Here is a 24,016-nt window from a genome sequence, read left to right on the forward strand (position 1 = left end):
AGCTAAAAAGTACAATGAGAGGTAATTTATGAATAAAACTGCGATTAAAAACTTTGCTATCTGGGCTCGTCAAGAGTTGATAGCTTCAGTTAAAAAAAGAGCAAAAGAATATGAAATAGAAAAAGATAATATTAAACCTGCTATAGAGGCCACGATACAAGGTAAGTTATTATCTCTTGAAGAAAAACGGCAAAGACAAATACTGATAGAAAAAATTGAAAAAGATGGCTTTGATGAGACTGTAGAAGAAGTAGCCTATACTTGGTTTAATAGATTTGTTGCAATCAGATTTATGGAAGTCAATGGATATCTACCAAGTCATATTAGAGTCTTTTCCAGTGAAAATGGCGACTTTTCGCCAGAAATACTAACTGAGTGTCTGAACATCGACATGAATGGACTGGATCAAACTAAAGTATTAGAACTTTATCAAGCAGCTGATAAAGAAGCTCTATTTAGATATCTTTTTATTACTCAGTGTAATGCATTATCTGATATCTTACCTGGAATGTTTGAAGAAATATCAGACTATACAGAGTTACTCTTGCCTACAGGACTTTTAAAAGATGAATCTGTTCTCCACTCTTTAGTAGTTGATATTCCAGAAGAAGATTTTAAAGAGCAAGTTCAGATTATTGGATGGATGTATCAGTATTATAATACTGAACCTAAAGATGAAGTATTTAGTCGACCAAAGTCAAAAAAAATCAACAAAGAAGATATCCCTGCAGTTACTCAGTTATTTACACCAGATTGGATTGTAAAATATATGGTAGAAAATTCTCTAGGTAGACTTTGGTTAGAAGGACATCCTAATGAATCAATCCAAGAAAATTGGAGATATTATATTGCTGAAGCAGAGCAAGAACCTCAAGTGGAAGAAAAGTTAAAAGAAATCCGCAAAGAATATGAACTTATTGAACCTGTAGATATTAAATGTATAGATCCATCTATAGGAAGTGGTCATATAACTTGTTATTTATTTGATGTTTTGATCCAAATTTATGAATCTTATGGATATAGATCTAGAGATGCTGCAAAACTGATAATAGAAAATAATATATATGGACTGGATATTGATGAACGAGCAAGACAGCTAGCGTATTTTTCTGTCATGATGAAGGCCAGACAGTACGACAGAAGATTCTTATCCAGAAAAGATAGTCCACAGCCTAAAATTTATGCAATTGATGAAAGTAATTTATTTATTACAGAGAATGGTAAATATGCATTAGACTATTTTATAGATGGAAGACCTGAGTTATCAGAAGCTATCCACTCAATTGTTAATGATATGATTGATGCCAAGGAATATGGATCTATTATCGATGTAAAACAAGTAGATTTTAAAATTCTATATGATAGATTTGATGAACTGATAAACGGAAATCCAGATATGTATAGTATGTTCCTGATTGAAAGTTTATTACCTCTTGTTAAACAAGCTGAAATTTTAAGTCAAAAATATGATGTTGTTGTAACAAATCCACCATATATGGGTGGTTCTGGTATGAACAAAAAGTTATCTAAATATGTAAAAGATAATTACAAAGATAGTAAATCAGACCTCTTTGCTGTATTTATTGAAAAATGGAATGATATGATTAAACCTTATGGGTTTAATGCTATGGTTACAATGCAAAGTTGGATGTTCTTATCATCATATGAAAAATTCAGAAAGAAAGTTATTGAAAATATGACTATATCTAATCTAATGCATATGGATAATATGGTTATGAGAATAGCGTTTGGGACTGCAGTAACTGTATTTAGAAATATGCGTTTAGATGGATTTAAAGGAACTTATAACCATATAAAACTTGAAGATATTATTGAAGATGAAAGAACTAAAGAAGATCGACCTAAAGAATTTCCAGTTCAAGGTAATAGATTTGCTAAAATTAGTACTGAGAACTTCAAGAATATTCCTGGAATGTCAATAGCTTATTGGGCGAGTGATAGTATTTTGGATGCTTTTGAACATGGGGTAATTTTAAAAACTGAAGGTGATACTAGACAAGGAATGGCGACTTCAGATAATAATAGATTTTTAAGATTATGGCAAGAAGTGGACTTTAATAAAACTGGAATAGGTTTTCAAAATTCAAATGTAGCAAAAGAAAGTAAAAAGAAATGGTTTCCATATAATAAAGGCGGAGAATTTAGAAAATGGTATGGAAATATAGATTATTTAATAAATTATGAAAACGACGGTAAAGAAGTTAAAGACTTAGCAGCCCACAAATATAAATCATATACAAGAACTATCAAAAGTATTAGTGAATATTATAAAAAATGCTTAAGTTGGTCTAAAATATCAAGTGGTAGTATAGCGTTTAGATTTTATCCAGAAGGATTTATATTTGATGTTGCTGGATGTTGTATTTTTTATAAAAAAGATGAATATATGTTGTATGATTTTGCACTTTTGAATAGCAATGTTTCTAAATATATTTTTAGTATGATATCACCTACTTTGAATTATGAAACAGGTCATATAGCATCACTTCCAGTAATACGAAATAATTCTAATAAATATAATATTTCTGAAATTATTTTTCAGAATATCAGTCTAGCTATGAGCGACTGGGATATGCACGAAACTTCTTGGGATTTTGAGAAATCACCATTACTTGCCAACAAGCAAGATGGCTTACTTTCATCTGCCTATGAATCATATAAAGAGGAAATTAATACTCGTTTTGCTACATTAAAAGCAAACGAAGAAGAGCTTAATCGTATCTTTATAGAAATTTATGGTCTTGAAGATGAGCTTACTCCGGAAGTATCAGATAAAGACATTACAGTTTCCAAAATCTTTGATAACAAAAAAGACATCTATGAAGAAATCAAGGGGAATAAATATATTCTTACTAAAGAAGATGTAATCAAGAACTTCTTATCATACTTTATAGGCTGTTCTTTAGGTCGCTATTCTCTTGATGAAGATGGTTTGATTTATGCTGGTGGTGAATTTGATCCAAATAAATATACTAAATTCCCTGCTGATGAAGATGGAATTATTCCATTTACAGATAAGGAATATTTTGAAGATGATGTACTAGTACGTCTTAGAAACTTCTTGAAAATAACTTTTGGTGAAGAGACAGTCAATGAAAACTTAGATTTTATCGCCAGTGTTCTTAAAGGCAAAGCTTCTGATAATTCAACTGAAAAGATCAGAGCTTACTTTATGAATGATTTTTATAAAGAACACGTTAAGAAATATAAAAAACGACCAATATACTGGCTTGCAGATAGTGGCAAGTTAGGATCCAGTAGAAACTTGATTTATATGCATCGATATCAAAAAGACACCATAGCACGACTTAGAATCCGCTATCTCTTTGAGATTCAAGATAGATATAAGCAAGAACTAGAGCATTTAGAAAAACAAATAGAAAGTGCTAGTTCAGATAAAGTTACCTATCAAAAACAAGCTAATAGACTTAAGAAACTAATTCTAGAAACAGAAAAATATGAAGAAAAAGTACAACACTTTGCCGATGCAAGTTTAGCAATAGATCTTGATGACGGAGTCAAAGAAAATTACGCCAAATTTAAAGATATACTCGCAAAAATATAGGAGGTATGCTTATGGACTTAAACGATATTACAAAAGATTTAAATAAGAAATTTGCAGCTGAACTTCCTGAATTTTATAACCGACGAATTGTTATATGGATGGATCAGGAACAAGAGTTTGAAGATCTTATAGATGAAGTATCTATCGAAAATGTAAAAGTCCTTAAGATGACCGATAATAACAAATTTTTCGTCAAAAAGACTTTATGTTTTGATGATACGGAGTCTGATTATTTGCTATATTGTCCAATTGAATTCAAGTCAAATGAAGACAATTGGATTACAGATATCTTTAAACTTAAAGGAACAGAAGATTTTAGAGCAGATAGAGTCTCTATTGAAATAGCTGAAATGGGACTGGATGATTATAGACCCTTTAGAAAAATAGTTAAACAATATAAAAAATTCTTTAATGCCAAGAAAAGACGCGAAGATATCAAGAAATTATCTAACAAGATTGATAGTGAGTCTAAATTTGTACTTGCTATTATGAGTGTTATAGCAAATTGTGAAATGATACCTGCTACTATCATTAGAGAAGTCATCAAAGCTGGGTTAGATAAAAATGAAAACTCAATCTATCAAGAAATGAAAAAATATGATATAGATAAAGCTTTCTGGGAATTAGCTAATCAAGGCAGTGGATATCATGCAGAAGATCCTTCTATTAAGGATCTCTTTGTAAGTATTTTGCTAACAGCTTCATTAAGAAATATAGATAAGTCTGTCTTTGATGACTTGGATAAGTATATTAATATCCCACAAGAAACATTTTGTTTTGAGTTTGTAGAAGATTGGATACGAGATACTCATGATAAAGAATTGTTTAAACAATTTTCAAAAGAGATTGCTGCAGAAATAAATCTTTATGACAGATTAAAAGAGACTGATTTGGTGAAATTTGAAAATTCAGAGGCTTTCGAAGAAGTTGATGAAGCTATTTTGTATAAACTACTCGATAATATTGCCAACAATATCATAGATACAGAAAGCTTGATTAAAATTGTAGAAAATAGACGAGTTATGGCTTGGCATCACGATTTTGAACATTATTATGAAGGTATTTATTACATGGCGAAGATGAAGGAATTTTACAATCAACACCAACAATCTTTCCATGAAATAGAACCGCAAAAACTTTGGGAAAATTATGCTAATGACTTTTATATTATGGATACTTACTATAGAAAGTTCCAAAGAGCTTTACAGGAAAGTTTAACCAATCATAATTTAAGACTGGATGATGTGTTCAAAAGAGCAAGTGAACGTGCTGAAGGTATATATAAAAACTGGTTCTTAGATAATTTACTAAACAACTGGTGTAATATAGCTGGAGAAAGTTTAGAAAAATATGGTTATATTCCAGAGTTAAATAGACAAGTCGATTTTTATCAGGATAATATCAAATATGCTAAAACAAAGATGTTTGTTATTATTTCAGATGCAATGCGTTATGAGGTTGGGGTCGAGCTTGCTGAAGAACTTAAGAAAGAAATGCAATGTCAAGTAGAAATGAATAATATGGAAGGGATTTTCCCAACTATTACACCTTTTGGAATGGCAGCCTTACTTCCTAAAAAAGAGCTTAGTATAGATATTAAAAATGATAATATCAAGGTCTTAGCTGATCAAGAATATACAGATTCCAACTATCGAGAAAAGATACTCAAAAAAGCTAATGATAAATCTGTAACTTTAAAATATGATGATTTAATACAGATGAAACGTGACGAAAAAAAAGCTTTAGTGAAGGGTATGGATGTAGTTTATATTTATCATGATAGAATTGATGAAGCTGGACATGGATCTGGCAATGAAGTCTTCTCTGCTTGTGACGTTGCAATCAGCGAACTCAAAAATTTAGTTAGAATTATTGTGAATGATTTTTCTGGTGTCAATATTATGATTACAGCAGATCACGGTTTTATCTATACTTATAATCCATTTACTGAAGAAGATAAAATCCAAAAGAAAGGCTTTGATGGTGCAGTAGCAGTTGGTAGAAGATACGCTGTTATGAATGATACTGCTGAGCCGGATTATTTGATGCCTGTGAAAATAATCGCTGACAATCCAGGTCTGAAAGGTTTTACACCAAGAGAAAATAGCCGTATCAAAAAACAAGGCGGTGGAATTAATTTTGTTCATGGTGGTATCTCCTTACAAGAAATGATGGTTCCGCTAATTTCTTATAAACATCTAAGAAACGCTAGCAAGACTTATCAGGAAAACAAAAATAAGTATGATACAAAACCAGTTGAACTGAAAGTTCTTTCAAATAGTAGAAAAATTAGTAATATGATATTTAAGATGTCATTTTACCAAAGTGAAATGGTGTCAGTTAATCGGGTAGCAGCTAATTTTACATTGTACTTTGTTGATGAATATGGAAGTAAAATTTCAGATGAAGTCAGAATAATTGCTGATAGAAAAAATGTAACTGATGATACAGATAGAAAGTTTGATGTTAGTTTTAACCTCAAAACTGGAAATTATAACAGTAAAAACCCTTATTACCTGATGATAATAGAAGAATCAAATCAATTACCACCTGAAAAAATAGAATTCTCTATCGATATTCCTTTTCCTACAGGTGAATTAGATTTCTTTAGTTAAACCCCAAGCCAGCAGAATTTCTGCTGGCTTTTTATTGTACTTTATAGAAAATCAGATAACTATATAAAATGAAGCGGTCTATAATGTTTTTCTCAAAGATCTGTATGGATTATGGAAGAATATAACATATTACGGTAGAATAGGATTAGATTTAACTAAATAAAGGAGTCCCAAAAGATGGCAGAAAATAAGCATAAACCAGAGCAAGTTATATTGACGAATATGTGCGTCATAGAAGACGATCAGGGAAATGTTGTTGCCATAGATAAGGTAACAGGTTCATACACAGGAACTACATTTCCAGGTGGGCATATAGAGAAGAATGAGATTTTTAATGACTCAATTATTAGAGAAGTAAGAGAAGAAACAGGTCTTATAATTAAACATCCTAAGCTTAAAGGAGTCTATCATTGGTACAGAAATGATATTCACTATGTGCTATTTATCTACCACGCAAAGGACTTTACAGGAGAATTGACAAGCTCACGTGAAGGCAAGGTTTACTGGATAGAGCTTGAAGAACTAAAGAAGAAAAAGCTTGCCACAGGCACAGAACACGTCATAACTATGATAGAAAATGATGATATAAATGAATGCTTTATGAAACCTGATGGAGATACGTATAAGGGTGAGTTGTATTGATTAGAGTTAATACATATTAAATAAGAATACTTCTGATAGATATCGAATTATATTATTGGAATTCTTTTAACTGTTATAGTATTCATTTTAGTTTTAGGAGAGTGATTGTAGTAATGGAAATAAACAGGGACATTTGTCAAAACAAAAGTCTTAATTTTATATACTGTAATCATCCGCTATATAAAAATAAAGTTGATTTTGGTTATGAAGAAGAATTTGAAATCAGCAAAAAATTAGGCAATAATTGTGCTTTATTTAGCTTTGAAGATATGGCAGATGGAAAATTAAAACTCTCTGGAGATGAAATAAAAGGTCAAGCGATTTATAGAGGTTGGATGATGAAACCTAAAATGTATAGGACTTTTTATGAAGCCTTATCTCAAAAAGGGATCGAACTTATTAATACTCCAGAAGAATATGAAAAATATCATCTTTTGCCTAATTGGTACGATGAATTTCAAAAATTAACAGCTAAATCTGTATGGACAGAGGACTTGTCAGATGAGTCGCTAAAAGAGATTTTGCAAAACTTTTCTGAAGATGTTATTGTGAAGGACTATGTAAAAAGCAGAAAACACGAATGGGATGAAGCTTGTTTTATTCCAGATGTTAAGGATGTAAATAAAGCTCTGGAAGTAATAAAGACCTTTATAAAAAGGCAAGATGAATACTTAGTAGGAGGAATTGTTCTTAGAGAATTTCTTGAATTAAAAACTATTGGACATCACGAGAAAAGTAATATGCCGATATCAGAAGAATATAGAATATTTATTTTGAATAATATTCCTATAGTGATGGATTCATATTGGCATCACGCAGAAAGTAATTTATCATCTGAAGAAAAAGAATGGATATCAGACATTTCTAAGCAGTTGAAAAGCAAATTTGTAACCATAGACCTTGCAAGAAAAACGGATGGAAAACTGGTTATTATGGAACTTGGAGATGGTCAAGTATCCGGACTTCAAGATATACCTGAAGATATATTTTATAATGCTTTTGAAAATTATAAATAAACCAATTGATCAAATTAATCACCATTTAAATATTCCAAATTAAACCACCAGCCAGCAGGATTTCTGCTGGTTTTTATATTGTACTTTATAGAAAATCAAAAAATGCTAAAGTTTGCTATAATAATATCAGATAACTATAAAATAAAATTAATATTGTAATCTGAATTTTAAATGTTGAACACTTAGGAGAAGAGAAAATGGAAAATATTCAACTAGGAAAAGAAAGCCTGTTGAAACTTTTTATCAAATATGTTCTACCTGCCATTATTTCTATGGTAATTACAGGTATTCAAGGAATGATAGATGGTATCTTTTTGGGGAATTATGGCAGTATCAATTCAATGGCTGCTGTCAATGTCGCTACGCCATTTATGCAACTATGGATAGGGACCGGAATGATTATCTGTATCGGCACATTAAGTTATTTAGGTATTACCTTAGGTCAAAACGATAATGCTAAAGCCAAGGATATTTTTAAAAGTGCTGTAGTCGGACTAAGTATTATATCTATGATTATTACTGTTTTAGGCGTATGCTTTTCAGGTGATTTTGCCAGATTATTAGGTGCCAATCAAGTCCTAATGAATGATACAAAAGCCTATATCTTTACCTTTTCATTCTTTATCTTTTTTGCTACATTTATGCTTTTATTTGGCTTTGTCGATCGACTAATTGGCAAGCCGCGACTCTATTTATACGCTACTATTGGTGCCCTGATTACAAATATCACCGGCGATTTTATAGCTATAAAAATTCTCCATTTAGGAGTAGTCGGTGCTGCGATTGCTACAGGATTAGCATATTTAGTAGGTTTTTTAATTACATTACCACCACTTATGAAAAAATCTTCTGCTGTCAATATTTTTGATGGTAGATTTAGATTAGATATTTTTATCAAGGCATCCGTTAATGGATCATCAGAAGGTATTAGCTATTTAGCAACGGCACTTGCTTTATTTTTATTTAATCGTGCTTTTTTACAGTTTGCAGGAGAAGGTGGCATTGCTGCTTTTACCGTAATTATGTATATTCAAAATTTTGCTGTTCTTTTAATGTTTGGAGTATCTGATGGTATTTCTTCAATAGTCAGTTACAACTATGGAGCAGGCAATCATCACAGAGTTCGCAAGGTCTTTTATCTATCAGCAGTGCTTAACTTTGTCTTTGGTTTGCTTTCGTTTTTAGTTTTATTCTATTTTGGAGAAGATTTGATCCTGCTCTTTATTAAAGATAATCCTGCCATTTTAAAATTTGCCCTCGATGGAATGAATCTCTTTGCGCTTAATTTATTTTTCTGTGGCTTTAATATACTTCAGTCTGGCTTTAATACAGCAGTCGACAATCCTATTACTTCTATGTGGATAGCTATTAGTCGGGGCTTTCTGCTGATTCCGCTGGCAGTCCTTGTCTTGCCTCGAGTTATGGATGTCCAAGGTCTCTGGTTAGCACTTCCCATGGCAGAGCTTGGAACAGCACTTATTTGTCTCTGGATAATGTTTAAGAAAAGGGATTTATATTTTAAATAGTTATATTGTAAACAATTAATTATCTAACTATAAGCTTTCCTTAAATTAATCTTAATTAGATAGTATTTTCAACTTGTAATTTATATAATTAAGTTGAAGGTTAGTCTTGTTATTAGTGTTTGGAGGAGGATATCTTGAAAAATAAAAAAGTTATTATCGTCTTTTCTGTCATTATCGGTGTTGTTTTAGCCGTTGTTTTAGGTAAGAATCTCGTTAGTTCCAATTCCCAGCATCACTCAGATCATGCGCCGTTAGCTGATAAATATTTAATCGCGCAATATCACGCCAAAAGTTGTGAAAATTTCAAAGTCTTTCAAAAAGATCACGAACTTGTCTTTTATAGTTATAATACGAGTGATGATCCCAAACTGAACGACCAATATCAAGTCTACAAGATGAAATGTGACCATAAAATTACGAAAGATGATATTAAAATCATTTGGGAAGATCAAAAGCATCATGTCGTGAGTCATAATAGTCCAAAAGCGACACTGATGCATGTCAAAGTCCATCACGATCAACAGTTAGTCTATGAAGGTGAATGTAATCACGCGAAAAATCATTGTAATTTCAAAGATGGCATGAAACATCATCCGGTTCCAGCGCCAGCTGCTGCTTCTCACGCGCAACAAGCTAGTGAGCATCATAATGAACCACATCATGCTAATCAAACGCCCAAACCAGCTCCTGTGGCTCCACAGCAGCATCACACAGAGGTTCAGCATCAACAACCGCAACATCATGAACCAGTGCAGCATCATCAGGCTAAACATCACCAAAATAAACATCATCATCAAGCAAATCAACAATAATATTAATAACTACAAGCCATCACATAAATTGTTATGTGATGGCTTTTTTGAATTGTTTTATGATATGATGATAAAGAATATTATTTAAAAATATTAAGATGATAATTACATAAATCGGACTAAGGAGTTGAACGAATGTATGGAGGAAATTATTAACTTTATCAAATATGTGAACTGGTTTTTATGGTTAACGAGTATTAGTGCGTTCTGTTTTATTGTGCTAGCTTTTATCACATTGCTAGATAAACCACTGGTAATGGCTTTAATCATGGGAATCGGGTGTATGATCATTACGATGTATTTAAAAATTAAAAAAGACTATTTATTAAAGTTAGTTATTGATGATAAGATTACGAATTTTGATTTTCTCTTTTATGCCAATATTGCGCTCTGGATTGCGATTCCTTGTTTCGTGGCAGCTTTTGTGATTCCACTTTTGCGTATGATTCGTGATACTCTGATGGGAGGTATATCATGAAAAAGCTCAAAAAACAGCAACGGCGCATCAAACGTCTCAAAAGATTAAATATCACAACTTTTGTGCTAGTGATTTTCCAATTTATCTTACAGATTATTATTCATCCGCATCAATTTAAATACGTGGCATATTTGTTGATCAGTATTTTTTGTTATTTAGCGCTTTATTATCAAGTTAAAAGCTTAGTAAAATTATTTAAAGATAATGATTATTATGATAAACACCTCGTGAATTGGAAGGTAATGTTTTTGATAGTATTGGTATTAGTTTTCATCGTGCTGGATTTTCGCGCACTCGACTTCTTATTAGGTTAAGTCCTCAAAGTCAAAAGGCCCTGAACCATACAATTAAGTATCGTTCAGAGCCTTTTTTATTTGATAATTAAATTAGTCTTTCACAACACCTGAGCAGACAACATCAACACCATTTGTTAAGTTATCGAAAACAGGGCAGCGTGATTCTACGAAACGAGTGAATTCTTCACAACGTTCTTGTGATTCATCTGTCTTAAAGTGCATTTTAAAGCGGATTTCTTGGAAACCGTTCCGGACATGTTTAGAACCTTTGAAACCAGCAAAGTCTAAATCGCCTTCTAATTCAACCCAGCAATCTTCGAAAGTGAAGTTTTGTGATTTCGCAAAAGCAGCTGCTGTAATAACTTCGCAAGCACCTAATGCACTCAACATTGCTTCAACAGGGTTCATTCCTTTATCAGATCCACCTAATGATTTTGGTTCATCTAAACGAATTTCAAAATCACGCGCTGTGGTGGAGACTTCTAAACCGATTGGAGTTTTCTTTGCGTTTGCCTTAAATGTATGTAACATAATTTATCATCCTTTCAAAAAAACATCTTCCCTTACTACATATTTATCGTACGCTTTTACGTAAGCGTTTTCAAGTATTCCGCTCAGAACTGTTCTTTTTTTCGATATTTAAGGAGGGGCGCTTAACTCAGCGTAAATAATTTATTAACTAGTTTATGAATGGAATAATTGTCTTTTTGATGAGAAAGACATGTAAATTATAAAAAAACATTAAGCCGGTCGTTTTCGGGTCTAAAAAATCGATAATTATTGTTATAACAACATTATGTATTATACATATTATATTTATGTAATATACAAATATATCGCTATTTTTAGTCAAAAAGAAGATTTCAGCAGTTTAAAACTGATTAAAAAGTCCGTTTTTAAAGCGGTCTGCAGTCGTTATTCGTAAGCAATTTAGTTTAAAACATTAAGTTATCATGATACGATGAAGGGGAAGGATATAAGGGAGGCTTTATTATGAAAAAGAAGTTAGTTATTGTCGGTGGGGTTGCTGGCGGTATGTCGGCTGCAACCAGAGCTCGTCGTTTAAATGAAGATTTAGATATTACAGTTTATGAAAAAGGTGATTATGTCTCATTTGCCAACTGTGGATTGCCTTATCATATCTCAGGAACGATTCCTGAAGAAGAATCATTGCTTGTGCAAACACCACAAGCTTTGAAAGATCGTTTCAATATTAATGCTTTAGTTGCTCATGAAGTAATTGATATTGATCCTGAAAATAAAACAGTCACCGTGAAACACAATAATGAAACATTTACAGATTCTTATGACTCTTTAGTACTTTCTCCCGGGGCAGCACCTTTTGTTCCACCAATTAAAGGGTTAGCAGATGCTGATAATGTCCATACATTAGTGAGCATCATGGATTTAGAAGATATTATGCACCAACTTAATGATACAGAAGTGAAGAATGCAGTTGTGATTGGTGCTGGGTTTATCGGTGTGGAAGTCGCTGAAAACTTAGCTCAACGCGGTTTAAATGTGCATTTAGTCGAAAAAGCACCACATATCTTGCCACCAGTTGATATTGAAATGGCAACATATTTACAAAATGTTTTACGCAAAAACAAAGTAAACGTCTTAACAAATGTCGCTGCCCAAGAATTCCAAAATAACGGTCACAAGATTATTTTAGATGATGGTAGTTTCTTAGAAGCTGATTTAGTCGTGATGTCTGTTGGTGTCCGTCCAAGAATCGCACTCGCTCAAAAAGCAGGCGTTCAAGTTACAGAACGTGGCAGCATTATCGTTGATGAACATTACAAAACAAATGTGGCTGATATTTACGCTGTCGGTGATGCAATTGCTGTTAAAAATCAAATTAGTGGTCAGTTAGGGATGATTGCTTTAGCTTCACCTGCTAACCGGGAAGGTCGCCAAGTAGCTGATAATATTATCGGTCATTTACCACATAAAAACCGTGGTAGCATCGGAACATCGATTGTTGGTGTCTTTGGATTTGCTTTAGCATCAACTGGTTTAAGTGAAAGAGCCGTACGTGCTTTAGATATTGAACCAGGAATCTTACATGTGTCTGGTCCAGATCATGCGAAATACTATCCTGGTGCTAAAGGAATCACTTTGAAAATCATTTTCGATCAAACAACTGGTAAAATTTACGGCGCACAAGCCTTTGGTCCAGTCGGCGCTGATCGTCGGATTGATGTGATTGCAGCCGCTATTAAAGGTAATTTAACGATTCAAGACTTACCAGAAATGGAATTAAGCTACTCACCTCCATATGGTGTCGCAAAAGATATCGTGAATATGGCTGGTTATGCCGGAATGAACTTATTAGAAGGCTATTCTCATAATGTGCAATGGTATGATTTACCAGATAAAATGAAAGACGGCGCGATTGTTTTAGATGTGCGTGCTCACCAAGATTTCATCAAAATGGGACATTTACCAAATGCGATTAATATTCCGTTAAATGAGTTACGTGCTCGGGTCGGTGAACTTGATAAAGAACAAAGTTATCTAATTGCTTGTTACTCTGGCCAACAAAGTTACATTGCTGAACGTTTCTTAGTCGGAACAGGTTTCAAAGATGTGAAGAACTTTGATGGTGGTTACGCCGTATACAACGTGATGTTCCCAGATTTATTAATTAAATAATTTATAATCACAAAAAAGCTATGAGCTGTACTAATTTGTACGACTCATAGCTTTTTTAATTAATCTTTTAAAACATCGTTCAAGGCTTCTGTCATAGTCGGATGCGTATAAATTTGATCACGTAAGATTTGATATGGAAGGTTATTTTGCATAGCTAACGTAATTAGATTAATAACTTCATGTGATTCAACTGCATAAATAGTTGCACCTAAAATTAAATCTGTTTTTGGATCAACTAAAATCTTAAAAATACCGCGTGTTTCATTCATAACACGTGCTTTAGGAATAGCAGCAACTGCTAGTTTAAAGAGTTTATATTCAATCCCTTGTGCTTTGGCATCTTGTTCATTCAAACCAATCCGTGAGAGTGGTGGTGTTAAAAAGACACTATAGGGAACTAATGTCCGATCAGATAACTTATATTCTTTTTTACCAAAAAGTTGATCTACAACAATTCTTTGATCATCAAGTGAAATATAAGTAAATTGGGGACCACCTTTAACATCACCTAAAGCCCAAACGCTGGGAACTGTAGTTTGTAAATCATCAGCTACCACAATTGAACCTGTTTGATCGGTTGCAATATTGGTATTTTCCAAACCTAATTCAGCTGTGTTTGGACGGCGACCAGTTGCCACTAAGATTTTATCGGCTGTGATTGTATGCAATTTGCCATCTTGTTCAAATGTAATAATATCTTGGTTAACTTTTTTAATCAGCACATTCATTTTAATGTCAATTTTTTCGGCAATCATATCGTGATAAACGGCATCAGCCACATCACGATCTTCACGGGGGATAAATACATTATTATGATCTAACACAGTTACCTTGGAACCATAATGTTGGAACATGGAGGCAAATTCTAATCCGATATACCCTCCACCAATAATGACCAGATGCTGCGGTGCTTTTGTTAAATCCATCGCTTGAGTTGAATCAATCCGATATTTGGAAGCGGCTAATCCAGGAATAGGCACCATAAAAGGGGTTGATCCAGTATTAATAAAAATCCGTTCTGCTTGATAGTTAATTTTACTACCATCTGGTTGGAGAACTTCGACTAGATGATCAGCTAAAAAGCGTGCTTTACCATCGATAACTGTAATTAAATCTTGATCAGCTAATAAATGATAGTTCTTATCACGTAAAAATGAAGTCATCTGATTTTTATCATGAACAGCTTCTGGGAAAGGGACTTGTTGTTCACCTTGCAAAATTAATTTTTTAGAAGGTAAGCAACCAACATTAATGCAAGTTCCGCCATACATTTGATTAGATTTTTCAATAATAACAACGGGTTCACCTTGATTAGCTAATTTTCCTGCAAGAGTTTTACCACCTTTACCAAAACCGATAATTAAATTTTTAACTTGATATTCCATAAAATAACCACCTTTATAAGTTAATCATTTTCTTATTTATTGTAAGGGAATTTTAACACAAAAATATAATTGTGCGCAATCTTTTTTATCAGGTTAATTCCTACTAGATATCATATTGACTAAAGAACCGAGAAAGGTTATTATGTTTTTGACAAGCGTACTTGTCAAATTAAGGAGTGATTAAATTGAAAAAAGCAGAACTTTTCTTCGTTTTCTTATTATCAGTAATCACAGGACTAAATAATCTTTCGCCCGTACAGGAACTTTAGACGATGAATGACGAATTAAAATTAAAAAACAATCTAGCAAAAGTCCGCAAAGAACACAAACTCTCACAAACGGCCTTAGCGAAATTAGTCGGTGTTTCACGACAAACGATTAGTTCTATTGAAAACGGACAGTTTAATCCAACGGCCAAACTAGCCCTGATATTATGTATTGCACTTGATAAGAAATTTGAAGAATTATTTTATTTTGACTAAACAGCTCAACTTTTTTAGTGGGGCTGTTTTTGATTGTTTAAGATTCAACTAACTTACTAGCACTTAAATAGTTAATATTGTAAAATGAAAAAAGTATATTATTTATTAAAGGGAGTAAAAACAAAAAATGAATGTGTTAATCCTGACCGGAAAGTTTGGAATGGGGCACGTCTCAGTTGCTGAAGCGATTCGCCAAGAAACATTAATGGATGATGAAGATATTAACGTCACCGTCCTTGATTTTGTGGAGTATATTACACCCAATATGGCGGACTCAATTTATCGCAGCTTTGCCTTTTTCGTCAAACATAGTTCCGATTTATATAATAAAGTTAATCTACTCGCCGATCGGCATACCATGGTTCCGTTCAAAAGTATGATTGAAAAAAGAATTAAAGAAATGATTGATGAATATCAACCGGATATTATTGTGACCACTTTCCCAAGTTGTGGGAAATATATTGGTCATTATAAAGCTGATTATCATGATGATATTCAACTCTACACTTATATTACTGATATTACCCTCCATGATGAATGGGTAGCTTCCAATACTGATTTATACTTTGTTGGGGGCGATTCGACCAAAGAAGCGCTCGTGCAGCGTGGTGTGCTAGCTGAAGATATCAAAGTGGTCGGTATTCCCGTGAAACAAGCCTTTAAACAAGCGACACAAACGATTGCACCACCTGAAAATGCCACACAAAAACAAATCCTATTAATGGGTGGTGGTCTGGGGTTAATTCGCGGCATTGATGAATTAATTGCGGAATTACTCCAAAATCCCAACGTGGCACTAACTGTGATTGCTGGTAATAATCATGAACTCTATGAAAAATTATCGACTGAATATCCTAACGTGCGCTGTGTCGGTTATACAACGAAAGTCAATGAATATATGCGCCAAGCTGATATGATCATTACAAAACCGGGCGGCATTACGATGTTTGAAGCAATCAATTGTGAAACACCTTTATTAATCTTACCGCCATTTTTATTACAAGAAATTGGGAATGCGCGCTTTATTGAAGATGAAAAGATTGGTGTTGTGGCTTGGGAAGATGATCAAATCGTACCGCAAGCCCAACAATTAATTAATGATGATCAATTTTTAACTGAAATCAAAGCTAAAATGGCTCATTTAAAAGCCCAACATTATGATGTTTCACCCGTGACTGCTTTTCGAAAGGAAGAAGAACAACGATGTCAAAACATCTAACAACCATTGCTAAAATCAGTGCCGGTGTGCTGGCAACTGCTGCTTTAGTTTATACCGGTTTACCAACGGCTTATTATCGGGGACGCCAAAAACTCAAAAAACAGTCTACAACTGACAAAGTTGTTTATTTAACTTTTGATGATGGACCTTCCCAAGATACACCAGCATTATTAGCTTTATTGGAAAAATATCATGTGCCGGCTAGTTTTTTTGTAGTTGGTGATTTTGTGAAAGACCATCCCGAAACTATTTTAGCGATGCAAAAGGCGGGGCATGCGATCGGTACACATTCCAAAGATCATACTAATGCGATGTTTTTCACACCGCAACAGACAGTGACTGATTTTGCAGCTAGTCAAGCTAGTTTACGTGCTATTGGTGTCGAGCCACATTTTTATCGTCCACCTTGGGGGCAGTTTAATCTCTTGACAGCACCCGTTGCTCACAAGGCCCACACGAAAATTATCCTGTGGGATGTAATGGCTGAAGATTGGCGTGCTACAAGTACTGTGCAACAAATCACGCATAAATTAAGAAAACGGGTCAAACCAGGTAGTATCATTTGTTTACATGATGGACGCGGTCGTAACCAAGCACCAAAAAGAACGATTGCTGCTTTAGAAATCTTTATCCCAGAATTATTAGCTCAAGGGTATCGTTTTGCGACAGTTGCTGAAATTGAATAAATATCACAAAGACATCTTAACCGCTTCGTGTTAGGGTGTCTTTCTTTGTGGTCTATGTTACAATAATTTTTGAAAATTAAATGTTTGGAGGTGAAAAATTGGACAAGTATCCAATTCCCAAAACAAAACCTGAATATCATTATGTTGCTACGAAAAAGAAAAAGAAAGCCCGCGTCTATATTGCGGTTGATCGCTTTTTAACTGTTTATGGATTCTTATTAGTTTTTGCCTATGCTTTAACTTTATTACTGTCATCATTCCATATGAAATTATCAAGTCTGATTTTCTTTGTTTTATTTTGGTGTATGTTATCTTATATCGCTTTGCCGCGCTTGCATAGTTTCTTAACGACTTTATATTTACCTGATTACTTCCTTTCCCGAACTAAAACTGGTGATGGGATTCTCGGTGATCCCGTTAATATAAGTATTTTAGGGACAGAAGCTGATATTCACGCAGCGATGCGGCAAGCCGGTTGGACGAAAGCTGATCCAATTACTTTACGTTCTTCACTTGGAATTATTTTTTCAACATTGAAACATAAACCATATCCAGCGGCACCCGTTTCTAGTTTATATTTATTTAATCGTAAACAAGACTTTGCCTATCAAATGGAAGTCAATGGTAGTGCTTCACAGCGCCACCACGTGCGTTTTTGGAAAGTGCCTGAAGGTTGGCATTTGCCGGGTGGTAAGAAGGTGGAATGGTTAGCGGCCGGAACTTTTGATAAAGGGGTCGGGTTAACTTCTACGACTTTACAAGTAACGCATAAAATCGATAAAGATGTTGATAAAGAACGTGATTATATTATTGAATCATTACTATACATTGATCATGATATTACTGTTGATGTGATCGATGAGTTCACGATTCCTTACCATGATGAAAATGGTGGGGGCGATCCGATTGAAACAGATGGTAATATGCCAATTGTTGATTTACATGGAGTTGCCAAAAGAGCGCATGAGCATCACGTTGATTTAATCCAACAAGATAATTTGAAAATTACTAAAGACAATAAAGCTTTAAATAAAGAATTACCACCGAAATCATTAATCTATATCGGAACTTTTATGATTATTAAACTAGTTTTAGTCGTTTTAAGTTTCTTCTCTTTCGTTTATTTAATTAATGACCAGCTTAGTATGTCAGAAATAGAAGGTGTCATTACTTTATTTGGTATGTTAATCGGTAGTATCGTTAACTTAGTGTTATATATCTTAACTTTGAAAAAATTCAAGTGGAGTCGCTTGATTTTCTTAATTATTGCTTCGATTTCCGCCACGTTAGGTATTATTAACACCTATACTGATCATTCATCACTACTTTACAATCTTGTTTATACCGGGGTCTCAATTGCGGTGGTTATTATTTTATCATCACCTGATATTAGACAATGGGTTTACACGATTCAACGGCGGGGTGAATAATTCAAAAGAGTTGCCATTTTTGGTAACTCTTTTTTACTGTTCTGAGATAACTTGTTATAATGGAAATAACAACTATGTTAAGAAAGAGGTTTCATTATGCCACGTAAGAAAAAATATCATAAAACACAAGCCAAAAAACAAGCACCTGTTCAACAACAGCCATCACAAGCTGATGTGAAAAAGGCCACAATTAAAAATTTAGTGTTCGGAACAATTAGTATTGTAGTCTTATTCTTGATTTTCCATTTCTTTTTCTAAATTAAATCCAACATGTAAAGTCTGTTAATCACAGGCTTTTTTGTTAGGTTCTAAAATGTGTTAGAATGAAGATGAAATTTAAGCTTTATTCACGAAAGGAAGAGTAATATGCGTAAATTATTCAAAACAATCAAAACCTTAAATAAAATTCTCGTCTTTGCATCGATTTTTGCCCGTTTCTTATTCATCGGTGTCTTAGTTGGTCTGCAATTGAAAAAAACATTTGAATTTGGTAAAAAAATTTTGGTGAAAACAGGCGTTATTCTACCTAAAAAATTAGAGGGCTAAAAATGATTTTAAATCAACATCTGACCTCAAAAGAGGCCGAACTTTTTTATCAAAAATACCAAAATCCACTTACATTGCACCAATTTTTTCATAAAAATAAACTTTTAAAGAAAATCAAAAACCAAAATATTCTCTTACTGACCGTACTTGTGATGACCTTGATTAGTTTCTTGATAGCTTGGTGGTCAGTAAAGTTATTTGGTGTTAATATCGGTCCAATCATTAACTTAATTATGTCGTATGTGGGTGTCTTTTATAGTGCCATTTTAATTTTGCTTTTAATGAGTCGAATTAGCCAAAAACGGACTTCTCGCTTTTTAGAAAATGCTGATCTTAGCTATCAACCGGATGAGCAGACTATCACATTTAAAAAGTACACATATCCAGTCGCTATTGTAACTCAGCTGGCTTTTTATGATGGTTATGTCACATTTATTTTGAAAAATAACAAACAACTGCATTTTAAATTAGCAACTGATTTAACGCTGGCTGACTTGGAAAGTTTCTTCCCACAAGCCGAAGTTATCAAACCAGCTGCCAGCCAAGAACTTTTAACTCCACCACAGAAAAAGAAAAAATATCAACGCCGCCTACACGGGTTAATGCTGCTGAATGCTTTGACCGTAAGTGTGTTGTTCATTATACTTTCAGTTCCCAAAGGGCTGTCTTTACGTTGGTATTGGTTGAGTATTGTTATTTTGATTTTAGAAATTGGTTGGTTTTATTATTTTTATCTATTGATACATCACTTTGATAAAAAATATGCCTTTATCAAACATAATACCGTCCAACCAAGTGCTACCTGGCGGACTTTGCAGTATTACGTTCAGATTTTGCTGTTCTTTTTTGTGACAATTATGTTCATTTTACTAGCAGTCTACTTGTTTTTATTCGCTAGTGAGTCAAAAGAAAAACCACTACCAAAGCAGCCAAATTATATCCAAATCCAAACAGACTCATACGATCCCGTCATCTATGTTTACAAAAAAGTCGGCTGGTTATACAAACAACCAGCAATCAATCAGTTTGAATTGCCCAAGGTCACTCAAAAACCAAAAATTAAAGCGCCAAAGACACCAGTCCAACCACAAGAAAGCGAACCGAAACAGGAGTCTTTGTCCGTTCAAATTGAAAAAGGGATGCACCAAATTTTCGCACAAGAATTCGCAAGTCATAGCGGTTTTCAATATCGTCAAGATTACAACGCTCAAGGCCAACCGATAGGTATTGTTTTTGAAAATCAACACCACATTAATTATTTACTATTTGATAAAAAAAGTTCCAACCAAAAATGTTTACTGTATATCTATTATCAAAGTCAAAAAAATTCGGATGGATCATATAGTCCATCCGAGGCGGAATTTTTAAATAGTTATGCTTATAATATAAATACGCAAAAAGTAGTCGCATCTGGTCAAAAAGATTGGTCAGATCAACCGACACAAGCCTTTTTAAATATGACTGAATAAACCTTTAGAATTAAGTTTCTAAAGGTTTTTTTGTGCTATGATATAAATGAAAAGAGTTTTAACTAGGGGGCTTTGGAATGGAAGATTGTATTTTAAATGAAATTACCGCAAATTTAAATCATAATGATGAATTACCACGTGATTACCATCTACCCAAGCAAATGACGGCTACTGATGAATTATCAGAATTGGCGTTCGCTGATGGAGCTTTAGATGGTATTCGCATCTACCATACAGATCAACCGACTGATGTCTTAAATCACCAAGAACTCAAATTACTTGATACGCTAGTCGCCGCAATCGGTGAAAATGATGTTGATTTAGTGAGTGAACTTTATCGAAAACTAATGCAAAATCATAGTACGTTGTCTTTAATTGATGCTTTAGAAGAACGCTTTGATACATTTACTTATGAAAAAAATTTCAATAATATTTATCAAGTCGGTGGAACATTAATCGTAACATCCGATTACCATGAATTAGTTAAACTTGGGATGTTGCTGCTGGAAAGACTGTCTTATCCGCAAGATGCTAAAAATGTCATTCGGGTCCTGGGATTATGTAATGAATTCACTTTATACGCCATTTATAATATGCGTCATTGGGAAGATGGCCAACAAGAAATCTTCAATTTAGCCCAAAAAGTTCATGGTTGGGGCCGAATTCATGCCTTGAATTGGTTAAAACACCCGACAAAACCGGCCGTGAAGGATTGGATTTTATATCATGGTTTAAATAACACGATTGATCCGGTCTATTCTAGTTATAACGTCTTTATTAAAGCTGAATGTGGTGAACGCCTCGCTAAAAAGAATTTATCAGACAAAGAATTTGCAGCACTTTCAAAAGTTATGACGACTTTAATTTCTGGGGGACCTTGTTTAGGAATTAATAATATTGCTGAAGCATACGATGTAAAAACTGTCTTATTAGATTATTTACGGCATTTACAACAACATCCTTTACCAAAAAACGCCTTACAAATTAAAGAATACTTACTAATTTTAATGGATAATTCAACTTTAGATTTAACAACTGAAATTAATGAAGCGTTCAAAATCGCCGCTCAGACACCCCCGGTAGAACAAGAAGTATATAATTATTGTGAAGTTATCCCACGTGATATCAAAAAAACATATCATTACATTTATCAAGGAGATCTCTTACCAAGTGGTACAAAAGTTCTCGTTCCATTTGGCTATGACAATAAATTACGCATCGGAACAATTAAATCCAGTGAGTTTTACACGAAAGATGAAGCACCATATCCAGTCGCTAAAACCAAACGGATTCATAAAGTTTTAACGGAAGAAGAAATTGCTGAAGAATTCCCGGAACCAATGGAAAGTTTAAGTGATTATGAAAAAGAAAAACTCTTACAATTAGAACTTTATTTAAATGAGAAAAATTATGACGCGCTCTATAAATGGGTTTTCAAATGGCTAGATAAAGATGAGCTGCCACTCGCAATTTCCCAAAAAATCGTACCTGTCTTAGAAACTTGTTTTGCGGCCACGCAAGATACAGCGACTGCAACACTTTTAGGGAGCTTATATTATTCAGGAACCTATGTAGAACAAGATTTCCAAAAAGCTTATAAATATTATGCGATTGCGGCAGATCATAGCTCGATCGATGCGATGAGAAATCTCGGTTATTGTTATTACTATGGCCGGCATACGGCTGTTGATTATGCACAAGCAGGCCGTTATTTTACTAAAGGCATGTTACACCAAGATATTGAATCTTTCTATAAATTAGGTGATATGTATGCGAAAGGTTATTTTTATGTTCAAGATACTGATTTAGCAGCTGATTTTTACAAACAGGCTTATAATCTTTTGAACCAAAAATTAAAAAACACGGACGTTGACTACTTAATTGATACGAAAGATGATAAGTTAGCTTATGAAAAATCCATCTTACCCGATGTATTGTTGCGCATGGGTAAGTGCAATTTACATGGTTGGGGGCAAGAGCCAAATATTGATCAAGCTTATCAATATTTCATGAAAGCTTTGCCACTCTTTTACAGTCGCCGGAAATCAGATCCTTTTGTCCGCGGACCAATTAAAGACTGCCAAAATCTCATTAAAGAATGTGAATTATTGTTAAACCAAGATTTAATCTAAAAACTGGGCTAATTGCGCTAATCCACGCGTAGTTAGCTCTTTTTATTTTGTAAGTCATTATATTTTTCAAAACCAAAAGACTATTTTATAATAAAAAACAGACATTTTCTGACCAGAAACTATCGTTTTTGATTGGAAACAATATGCTAAAATAATGAACAAGGATGAGGAAACTGATGCATTATCTCAAAATTCTTAACGCTATGTTACATTACATTGAACAAAATTTAAAAAAAGAAATTGATCTTCAAAGCTTTGTGAAAGGAACTGCTTTTTCATACGATTTATTATCGAGACTATTTAGTATTTTAGCCGGAATTTCCTTAAAACAATATATCCGCGCGCGTCGTTTAAGTGAAGCTGCTAAAGAATTAAATATTTCTCAAGTTAAAATCAATCAAATAGCGAACTTTTATGGTTATGATTCCGTTGATAGCTTTAGATATGCTTTTAAAAAATATCATGGTGTGACACCATCGCAAGTCAAAAAGGGTGCCAGTTACAAATATTTTCTCCCTTTAGAATTTCAAACAAGTTTAAAAGATGGCTGTAATATTCCTGTTGAAGTTCTTTCCTTACCACCATTACAAGTTAGTGGTTATCGTGTTCCGATTGTTGCTGAAACGATTGTAAAAGAGAATTTATTTGCGCAACTGTGGGAAGAATTTCTTACTAAATTGAATTCTGTCACAAATTCCAACAAATTAAAGCTTTATGAGTTTTTTGATTTTACAATGGAAGGCGAAAAAGTTTACTACTTAGCTTGTGAAGGTTTATCCTTGGCTGACCAACAAAAGATCGGTTTTGCCCAGTTGAATTTTCCAGCAGGTAAATATGCAGTTTTTACAATGCCAGCTCAAGAAATTCAAAATAGTAGTGAACCATCCAAATATATTCGTGAAACGTTTTTTGTTGATGAAAATGATATCAACTACGATGTTCCGGATTTCTTTTGCCACCAAATTGGTAATCGTCAACAACGTAATTATGATATTAAAGCTTATATTGCGTTAAAAAATTAATTATTTTAAACAGAAA

20 protein-coding genes are annotated in these 24,016 nt (G+C 33.6%); 18 read left to right on the forward strand and 2 right to left on the reverse strand.

The window, feature by feature from the left end:
- Nucleotides 1–28 precede the first annotated feature (28 nt).
- The 8 genes from pglX (at nt 29) to G540_RS0105210 (ending at nt 10,989) form a co-directional block, all read left to right on the forward strand.
- Complete coding sequence (pglX, locus tag G540_RS0105175) at nt 29–3,586, forward strand: BREX-1 system adenine-specific DNA-methyltransferase PglX (protein ID WP_027107210.1); 3,558 nt, start codon at nt 29–31, stop codon at nt 3,584–3,586.
- 11 nt (nt 3,587–3,597) lie between these two features.
- Nucleotides 3,598–6,201, forward strand: a complete 2,604-nt coding sequence (gene pglZ, locus G540_RS0105180; protein WP_027107211.1) for a BREX-1 system phosphatase PglZ type A — start codon at nt 3,598–3,600, stop codon at nt 6,199–6,201.
- A 177-nt stretch (nt 6,202–6,378) separates the two neighbouring features.
- On the forward strand, nt 6,379–6,843 hold the full coding sequence (locus G540_RS07125; RefSeq protein WP_035463620.1) for an 8-oxo-dGTP diphosphatase: 465 nt from the start codon (nt 6,379–6,381) through the stop codon (nt 6,841–6,843).
- Nucleotides 6,844–6,944: 101 nt separating this feature from the next.
- Nucleotides 6,945–7,859, forward strand: a complete 915-nt coding sequence (locus tag G540_RS0105190) for an ATP-grasp domain-containing protein (RefSeq protein WP_202804130.1) — start codon at nt 6,945–6,947, stop codon at nt 7,857–7,859.
- Between the two features lie 197 nt (nt 7,860–8,056).
- Nucleotides 8,057–9,385 (forward strand): MATE family efflux transporter, encoded by a 1,329-nt coding sequence (locus G540_RS0105195; protein WP_027107213.1) that lies wholly within the window; start codon nt 8,057–8,059, stop codon nt 9,383–9,385.
- 134 nt (nt 9,386–9,519) lie between these two features.
- Nucleotides 9,520–10,197, forward strand: coding sequence for a hypothetical protein (locus tag G540_RS0105200; RefSeq protein WP_027107214.1), 678 nt, complete (start codon nt 9,520–9,522; stop codon nt 10,195–10,197).
- Nucleotides 10,198–10,336: 139 nt separating this feature from the next.
- A complete protein-coding gene (locus G540_RS0105205) occupies nt 10,337–10,675 on the forward strand; it encodes a hypothetical protein (protein WP_027107215.1) in 339 nt (112 codons plus the stop codon).
- A complete protein-coding gene (locus tag G540_RS0105210; RefSeq protein ID WP_027107216.1) occupies nt 10,672–10,989 on the forward strand; it encodes a hypothetical protein in 318 nt (105 codons plus the stop codon). The genes G540_RS0105205 and G540_RS0105210 overlap by 4 nt, the downstream gene beginning before the upstream one ends.
- A 72-nt stretch (nt 10,990–11,061) precedes the next feature.
- Here the strand turns inward: G540_RS0105210 and G540_RS0105215 are convergent, their stop codons facing one another.
- Nucleotides 11,062–11,502, reverse strand: a complete 441-nt coding sequence (locus G540_RS0105215) for an OsmC family protein (RefSeq protein ID WP_035463622.1) — start codon at nt 11,500–11,502, stop codon at nt 11,062–11,064.
- 462 nt (nt 11,503–11,964) lie between these two features.
- Here G540_RS0105215 and G540_RS0105220 point away from each other — a divergent pair, with 462 nt between their 5' ends.
- Nucleotides 11,965–13,629 carry an FAD-dependent oxidoreductase gene (locus G540_RS0105220; protein WP_027107218.1) on the forward strand — a complete coding sequence of 555 codons (1,665 nt, stop codon included), beginning with the start codon at nt 11,965–11,967 and terminating at the stop codon, nt 13,627–13,629.
- Between the two features lie 59 nt (nt 13,630–13,688).
- On the opposite strand, the gene G540_RS0105225 is transcribed toward G540_RS0105220, so the two are convergent.
- Nucleotides 13,689–15,014: an FAD-dependent oxidoreductase gene (locus G540_RS0105225; RefSeq protein WP_027107219.1), complete on the reverse strand. Its 1,326-nt coding sequence runs from the start codon at nt 15,012–15,014 to the stop codon at nt 13,689–13,691.
- A gap of 272 nt (nt 15,015–15,286) precedes the next feature.
- Here G540_RS0105225 and G540_RS0105230 point away from each other — a divergent pair, with 272 nt between their 5' ends.
- The 9 genes from G540_RS0105230 to G540_RS07305 all read left to right on the forward strand — a co-directional run bounded on the left by G540_RS0105230 (nt 15,287) and on the right by G540_RS07305 (nt 24,000).
- Entirely contained in the window at nt 15,287–15,496 is a 210-nt protein-coding gene (locus tag G540_RS0105230; RefSeq protein WP_027107220.1) for a helix-turn-helix transcriptional regulator, read from the forward strand.
- Between the two features lie 127 nt (nt 15,497–15,623).
- Complete coding sequence (locus G540_RS0105235) at nt 15,624–16,715, forward strand: MGDG synthase family glycosyltransferase (protein WP_027107221.1); 1,092 nt, start codon at nt 15,624–15,626, stop codon at nt 16,713–16,715.
- On the forward strand, nt 16,700–17,401 hold the full coding sequence (locus G540_RS0105240) for a polysaccharide deacetylase family protein (protein WP_027107222.1): 702 nt from the start codon (nt 16,700–16,702) through the stop codon (nt 17,399–17,401). The genes G540_RS0105235 and G540_RS0105240 overlap by 16 nt, the downstream gene beginning before the upstream one ends.
- Nucleotides 17,402–17,499: 98 nt before the next feature.
- Nucleotides 17,500–18,831 (forward strand): LssY C-terminal domain-containing protein, encoded by a 1,332-nt coding sequence (locus G540_RS07355; RefSeq protein ID WP_027107223.1) that lies wholly within the window; start codon nt 17,500–17,502, stop codon nt 18,829–18,831.
- A gap of 96 nt (nt 18,832–18,927) precedes the next feature.
- Complete coding sequence (locus G540_RS07425; RefSeq protein ID WP_155885139.1) at nt 18,928–19,089, forward strand: hypothetical protein; 162 nt, start codon at nt 18,928–18,930, stop codon at nt 19,087–19,089.
- A 108-nt stretch (nt 19,090–19,197) separates the two neighbouring features.
- A complete protein-coding gene (locus G540_RS0105255) occupies nt 19,198–19,377 on the forward strand; it encodes a hypothetical protein (protein ID WP_027107224.1) in 180 nt (59 codons plus the stop codon).
- A gap of 152 nt (nt 19,378–19,529) precedes the next feature.
- On the forward strand, nt 19,530–20,846 hold the full coding sequence (locus tag G540_RS0105260; RefSeq protein ID WP_155885140.1) for a hypothetical protein: 1,317 nt from the start codon (nt 19,530–19,532) through the stop codon (nt 20,844–20,846).
- Nucleotides 20,847–20,923: 77 nt separating this feature from the next.
- Nucleotides 20,924–22,978, forward strand: a complete 2,055-nt coding sequence (locus tag G540_RS0105265) for an SEL1-like repeat protein (protein ID WP_027107226.1) — start codon at nt 20,924–20,926, stop codon at nt 22,976–22,978.
- 176 nt (nt 22,979–23,154) lie between these two features.
- Nucleotides 23,155–24,000 carry a helix-turn-helix domain-containing protein gene (locus G540_RS07305; protein WP_051188973.1) on the forward strand — a complete coding sequence of 282 codons (846 nt, stop codon included), beginning with the start codon at nt 23,155–23,157 and terminating at the stop codon, nt 23,998–24,000.
- Nucleotides 24,001–24,016 lie beyond the last annotated feature (16 nt).

The sequence above is a fragment of the Ligilactobacillus ceti DSM 22408 genome (assembly GCF_000423245.1).
Taxonomy (GTDB): Bacteria; Bacillota; Bacilli; order Lactobacillales; family Lactobacillaceae; genus Ligilactobacillus; species Ligilactobacillus ceti.